This is a genomic window from bacterium (assembly GCA_035528375.1).
Lineage (GTDB): Bacteria > RBG-13-66-14 > RBG-13-66-14 > RBG-13-66-14 > RBG-13-66-14 > RBG-13-66-14.
Map to the genome: position 1 here is coordinate 1 of DATKYS010000076.1, position 6425 is coordinate 6425.

Here is a 6425-nt window from a genome sequence, read left to right on the forward strand (position 1 = left end):
GTCGTCGCCGACCTGTTGGCCCGGTGAGTGGGCCGGTGTGAGGGCTGCCGCATGTCCCCTCTCCCCTCTGGGGGGACGCGCGCTTACGGGTTAGGGTGGGGGGCGAAACGGTCCCCCTCTCCCTTTTAGGGAGAGGCGCGCCTACGGGCTAGGGAGGGCGGTGCAGCGGTCCCCTCTCCCTGTGGGAGAGGGTTAGGGTGAGGGCTTCCTTTGAAAAAGCGGCGGGGATAGGAATCCCCGCCCTACGTCACGAACCGCACAGTATCGCGTAGGGGCGACCGTCCACGGTCGCCCGCATGTCCCCTCTCCCCGTGGGAGAGGGATTAAGGGTGAGGGCTTCCGCTAATAAAACGGGCCGACCTGAACGGCGCGCCGTCGGTCGGCCCCTACGTCATCGCAGTCCGTCAGGGACGCGTCGGCGTGAGCGTGCCGTCGGCGCCCAGCTCGACACGGCGCGGCTCTTCCTCCGCCAAAAAATCCGCCGCCGACCGTCCGCCGAAGGCCGTGAAAAACGCCCGCAGCCGCTCGGCCATCCGCCCCCGCCCCAGCCCCTGGTGCAGGCGCATGAGCGGCGGCACGTCCCGTTCCAGTCCGGCGAACTCGCCGGGGTCCAGCTCGTAGGGGTGGCAGTAGAAGACGAAAGGTGCGCGCCGCAAAGACCTCCGCGCGAGCCCGCGGAATATCGCCCCCGGCAAGAGGCGCATGTAACCCCCGCCCCCGCAGGGCCAGTTCCGCCCCAGGCCCCGGTAAACCCCGAGGGGCAGCTCGACAATCCCCCCGCCGCCCGGCAGCTCCAATGAGAGCGGCTCCGGCGGCCAGTCCGCGATTCCGTACCGGCGATTTGCGACGGGGAAGACACTCGAGTCGTAGCGGTAGCCCGCCTCGGCGAGGGCGTCCAGGGCCCAGAGGGTGGGGCGCATCACGGAAAAATCCGGCGCGCGGTAGCCCAGCACCGGGCGGCCGGTCAGCTCCTCCAGCCGCGCCTTGGAGCGTGTCACGTCGGCGGTGAAGTCCGACCGCGAACCGAGGAAAATCTCCCGGTGGGCGTGGCCGTGGCTCGCTATCTCGTGGCCGCGCCGGCCAATTTCCGCCACCAGGTCCGGGTGGGCCTCGGCCACCAGGCCCAGGACGAAAAATGTGGCCCGGACACCGCACCCGTCGAGGAGGTCCAGCAGGCGGCGGGTGTTGACCGCCACCCGCCCGGTGACGGGCAGGTCGTGGGAAAGCGTGGACTGGGGCCAGTCCTCGACGTCAACGGTGACGATCGGGGGGCCGTGGCGGGTCATGGGCGGGCCAGGGCGTGGAAGTCCAGGCCGGCGCCCGGTATCTTCCACAGGTCGAGGTCGCCGAAGCCGGCCCGATTAAAAAGCCGGCGGACGTCGTCCTCGGTGTAGAAATAGACGGGGCAGCGGCGCAGGCGGTACCGCAGTCGTCGCAGGGGGGTTCTGAGCCAGTGCCGGCTGGGGAAGGAGACCGCCGCCGAGACCCGGACCAGCGGCCGGAGCGCCCCGAGGAAGGCCTCCGCGTCGGCCGTGTAGTCCATGACGCCCATGACGACGGCGTGGTCGTGGGGTTCGAGCGGGGTTCCGGGGAAGGCGCCCTTTATTAAGCGGAAGCGGCCGTCGAAGCCGCCCTCGCACAGGCGGCGTTCCGCCATCTCCAACATGGCCGGGGCCGGGTCCACTCCGGTCACGGACGCCGCCCCCCGCCGGAGCGACTCCACGAGGTAGGGTCCCGAGCCGCAGCCCAAGTCCAGCACCGTCCGCCCGCCCAGGTCCCCGAAGCCCTCGAAGGTCCGGGTGAAGCGGACGACCATGTCCCGGCGGAAGCGCCGGTCCAGCCAGCGCGTCAGCCGCGCGCGGCGCCCCGTGTAGAAACCGTCGAAGTCGCCCGCGAAGGAGTCGAAGAACCGCGCGGCGTCGTCAGGGTCACCCACGCTGCGGCTCCTAATTCCCCTCCCCGGGGGGGAGCATGTCCCGGTCCGGGGGCTCGGGGGCGTTCTCGCCGCCGGTGATGGTGGCGGTGACCTTCACCGGCTCGCGCTTGGAGTCGTCGTACCCCACGCGGCCGTACACCAGGCTCACCACGATGCCGCCCACGATGCAGACCCCGAGGCCGCCGAAGGCCCACAGGCCGGTCAGGCCCCGGAACTCGAAGGCGAGGTAGTTGTTCAGGGCCGTGGGAAGCCCGCCCAGGAGCCAGACGGCGGCGCCGAAGACGATGCCCTTTAAAAATCCCACGCCCCAGACGCGCTCCTCGATGGCGGCGTAGAAGAGGCCCCAGATGACGCCGATGATGACCCCCCCGCCGATGCGGGCCAGGAAGTAGGTGAAGCCGAAGTCCTTCGTGGCGACTTCGGTCCCCGCCGCCGCGCCTTTCGAGAGGACATCCACCAGGATGTAGGCCAGCGCCATGACCGCCCCGGCGATGATCCCGGCCAGGGCGCCGCGCTTGTACCTCGCTCCGCTTTTTATCGGGACCATCGGACCTCCCTGAGCCGTTCGTATCATCCCCAGTATAACCGACCCGGCCCGACCCGGCAAGCGGTGGCCGGTAGTCGGGAAGTTCCGCCGTTCACTCGGACCCTTGCCGTGCAATTGCGCTGACGTAGGGGCCGACCGACGGCGCGCCGTTCAGGTCGCCCCGTTTTTTATAAGGTAGCCCTCACCTCCATCCCCGTCGGCGCGCCGCTCCCACAGGGAGAGGGGGGCTGCACCGGCCCGAACCGTAGCTTGCGATGATGTCGGGGCGGACCTTTAGGTCCGCCCGCGGGCGACCGTGGACGGTCGCCCCTACGGGTTGAATGTGCGATGGATGACGTAGGGGCGGGTCTCTTGACACGCCCGTTGGGTTATTCAACGCTATGTGCCCAGACGTAGGGCGGGGTTTCCTAACCCCGCCGCTTTTTTCAATGGTAGCCCTCACCCCTGCCCCTATCCCACGGGGAGAGGGGGGCTGCACCCGCCCGAACCGTAGCTTGCGATGACGTAGGGGCGGACCTTTAGGTCCGCCCGCGGGCGACCGTGGACGGTCGCCCATACGGGGAATTGCGCGGTTCTAAATGTAGGGGGGGGAATCCTCTCCCCGCCGTTTTTTATAAGGTAGCCCTCACCCTCATTCCCTCTCCCCAGAGGGAAGAGGGGGTAGCTACCCCCCTCCCTAGCCCTCCCCCCAGAGGGGGGAGGGATAACGCTTCAGCCTTCCCCAGCACTTAAGCGCGCTTCTCCCCAGAGGGGGGAGGGGACATTCTACGGGTGGACCAGCTCGCCGAAGCTCCAGCTCCGGTCGCCCTCATCCGTCCACACCGCGCACACCGCCACCACGTACCGCGTCCCGCCCGGCACGCCCCAGTACTCGGCCAAATCCCCCTCGGGAATCACGAGCTCCCCGGTGCGCACCAGCTCGGGATAGGTCCGCCAGACCCCGGCGTCCGGCAGGCTCTGGGCGTCGAACGCCTTCGCTGGGACGACGGCCACGTAGTAGCCGGCGACGCCGTAGAGCGGCTCCCAGCTTATCCGCACGGTCGTGCCCTCGTCCACGGCGGAGACCTTGGTGAATGGGAGCTCGGCCAGGTCGAGGTCGTTCGAGCGCCAGGGGACCGGCTCCCCGACGGGCTCCCCGGTTTCGGCGTCCACCGGCGTGACCAGGAGCCGCGGCGCGGTGTCCGCCGGCAGCTCGACCGAGGCCCGGTCCAGGTAGGCCAGAATCTTCCCGGCCAGGGGCGGTCCCACGGGGTGGGACGCCTCCCCGAGCTCGAGGGCGTAGTTCCAGCCCCGGCCCTCCACCGTCGGGGCCTCCACCCGCGCCTCGACGAGGAGATGGTCGCCGGGCAGCGCCAGCTCCGCCGTGGGCGCGTAGCGGACCAGGGAGCAGGCGACCTGTGTAATCACCGGCCAGGGCTCCAGCTCCACGACCGGCACCTCCTCGGCCCTCTCGGTCCCACCACGACCGAGGAGCAGCCCCTCGCCTTCCTTCCAGACGATGATTCGGGCGCCTCCCGGCAGGTCGGGCAGGGTGTAGCGGCCGTAGGGGTCGGTCGTGTCGAAGGCCAGCGGCCTCCCGGGCGGGTCGGCGACCAGGGCGACGGCGGCCCCCTCCACCGGCTCGCCCGCGTAGACCGCCTTCCCGGTCAGCAGCGGCTCCTCTTCTCCCTTGGCGAGTGCGAGGGTCGAGAACCCGCTCCAATTCCCAAAAGTGTCCCGGGCGTGGACGATGAGGGTGTGCGCCTCCCCCGGATCCCAGTCGGCGGTGGGCACCGCCAGGCAGGCGGTGAGCCGGCGGTCGCCGGACAGGCCGAGCCAGGGGGGGACGGTGAGCGCCGTCCCCGCGCCGTCGTTGCCCGGCGTGTCGAGGAAGGCCTCCACGAGCGCCACCCCGGTGTCGTCCACGGCCGTCACGGTCACGGCCGCGGTGGAACCCGTGGACGGACCGGTTTTTTCCAGGCCCAGCTCGGGCCCCTGGACGTCGCGGCGGCGCAGTGTCAGCCGGACGGTTTTGAGCTCCCCTGCGTCGGCGGCGCCCAGGCGGTCGGCGGCCCCGTCCGAGTTCTCGTCGTAGGCGTCCTCGAAGCGCCAACCACCGGCGGCGCTGACCGCGGTCACGTAGGGCGAGCTGCGGGCGTCCGTCGGGGTGAGCCCCCGGATCTCGAAGGCCCCGGAGTCGAGAACCGCCCGGGCCAGCGGCAGCTCACCCGCGGGGTCCTTGGAAACCGACACCGCGAGGTCCGCCGGGAGCGGCGTGCCGTCGGCGCAGAAAACCTCACCCGCCAGGGTATAGCCCTCCTCCGCCGGAGTGACGCCGAAGCGCCACGTCACCGGCTCCTCGGTGGCGTTGCCCCCCAGGTCCACCACGCCGTCGAGGGTCACCTGGTAACGCTTGGCGGGGTCGAGGGTTGCGGGGAGGGAGAGGAACACCCGGTCGCCCTCCACGCGGAGTTCCAGGGCCGTCTCGGGACCGAGCGCGACCTGCTCCTCGGGCGGAGGTGTATCGGGGGAAGTCTCCCCTTCGGTCGGGGTCACCGGCTCGGCGGCGGGCAGGATTTCGGCCAGGGAAGCGGACGCGTCGGGCGCGAGCCGCACCGCCTCGGAGAACCAGGCGTAAACGGCCGGCTGGTCCGGCGCCCTCTCTTCCGGGAAGGTGGAGACCGCCCGGGGCGGAGTCTCGTCGGCGGGCGCGTCGGCGATGAACTCCCGCTCCAGCGGCTCCAGGGGAAGCCCCTCGCCCGAGCGCAGGTTGCGGGTCCGCAGGGTGTAGGTCGCCCCCGGCTCCAGGCCGGCCACGTCCAGAACCACACGGCGCCCGGTGGCCTGATCCAGCTTGGCCAGGACGACCTCGGCGGCTTCACCGCCCTCGCCGCCCGTGAGGATGAAGTTGCCCGTTTCCTTCAGCGGCGCGGGGTCCAGGGCGCGGTCGAACTCCAGTTGGATGTGCCGGCTGTCGAGGAGGCGGAAGAAGACCATCCGCGGCGGCATCCCGCCTTCGAGGGCCCGGTCGCCGGGGGGCGTGGCCTTCCGCCCGCACCCCGCCAGGGCGCCCAGGATGGCGAAAAAGAGGACTATTTTGACCGGTCGCAGCATGCGGCGATGATACCACGCCCGGCCGGTCGCCGACCAGTCCCGCCCGCGCCCGCGCCGCTTGACTCGACGCCCCGTCAGGCGCTAAACTCGGAACGTCCGCAATCCAAGGCTGGGGTGGCGATGGACCTGGTTCTCGTTACGGGCAACGTGGTCTCCACGGTCAAGGACGCGGGACTGTCGGGCTTCAAGCTCCTTTTATGCCGACCTGCCGGGGCCGACGGGAAGCCGACGGGGGGCGAGCTGATCTGCGTGGACGCCGTGGGCGCCGGGCAGGGGGAGCTGTGCTTCATCGCCCGGGGGTCCTCGGCGCGCCAGACCGAGCCCACCCGCAACCGACCCGTGGACGCCGTCGTCTGCGGCATCGTGGACTCCATCGAGCGCGACGGCCGCATCGTCTTCCGCAAGCACGGCGCACCCGACAAGCCTGAGGCTTGACGCAGTTGCGCCGGGAGCGGGTTAACCGCGGGGAGGTGCCGGCGCGATTCTTGCCCGGAGGGTGCGTCGTCGTTGTTAAAAGAAGCGGGTCCGCAAGAATCGTGACGGCACCGGTGGATGGTCGAGGAGCGACGCATCGGGGGTTGGATTTAAATGCAACGGGGTAAAGTAACGGGCGGCGTCTGGGCGACGCGGCATCTGCCCGTCCTCGACGGCGTCCGGCTGGCGCTGGTGCGTCGCCGCGGTCCCGACGGCCGACTCTCCGACCGCGAGGAGGTGGCCGTGGAGGTGGTGGAGGCCGGCGTCGGCGACGAGGTCCTCCTGGCCGACGGGCGCGAGGCGTCGCTGGCCATGCCCGAGGGGAAGGGTTTCGCCCCGGTGGACCTCGCCGTGGTCGGCGTCCTCGACGAACAG

At 70.7% G+C, this 6425-nt stretch carries 6 protein-coding genes; 2 read left to right on the forward strand and 4 right to left on the reverse strand.

Annotated elements, in window-relative coordinates; all coding sequences use genetic code 11:
* Window positions 1-404: 404 nt before the first annotated feature.
* The 4 genes from VM054_06150 to VM054_06165 form a co-directional block, all read right to left on the reverse strand.
* Entirely contained in the window at window positions 405-1286 is an 882-nt protein-coding gene (locus VM054_06150) for a DUF3473 domain-containing protein (protein HUT98639.1), read from the reverse strand.
* Window positions 1283-1936 carry a methyltransferase domain-containing protein gene (locus VM054_06155; GenBank protein HUT98640.1) on the reverse strand — a complete coding sequence of 218 codons (654 nt, stop codon included), beginning with the start codon at window positions 1934-1936 and terminating at the stop codon, window positions 1283-1285. Before VM054_06155 ends, VM054_06150 begins: the two co-directional genes overlap by 4 nt.
* Window positions 1937-1946: 10 nt before the next feature.
* Complete coding sequence (locus VM054_06160) at window positions 1947-2483, reverse strand: hypothetical protein (GenBank protein ID HUT98641.1); 537 nt, start codon at window positions 2481-2483, stop codon at window positions 1947-1949.
* Between the two features lie 765 nt (window positions 2484-3248).
* Window positions 3249-5576, reverse strand: coding sequence for an Ig-like domain-containing protein (locus VM054_06165; GenBank protein ID HUT98642.1), 2328 nt, complete (start codon window positions 5574-5576; stop codon window positions 3249-3251).
* A gap of 120 nt (window positions 5577-5696) precedes the next feature.
* Here VM054_06165 and VM054_06170 point away from each other — a divergent pair, with 120 nt between their 5' ends.
* Both VM054_06170 and VM054_06175 read left to right on the forward strand, forming a co-directional pair.
* Window positions 5697-6011 carry a EutN/CcmL family microcompartment protein gene (locus tag VM054_06170; GenBank protein HUT98643.1) on the forward strand — a complete coding sequence of 105 codons (315 nt, stop codon included), beginning with the start codon at window positions 5697-5699 and terminating at the stop codon, window positions 6009-6011.
* Between the two features lie 153 nt (window positions 6012-6164).
* Window positions 6165-6425: EutN/CcmL family microcompartment protein (locus VM054_06175; GenBank protein HUT98644.1), on the forward strand; the 261-nt coding region annotated here is incomplete at its 3' end.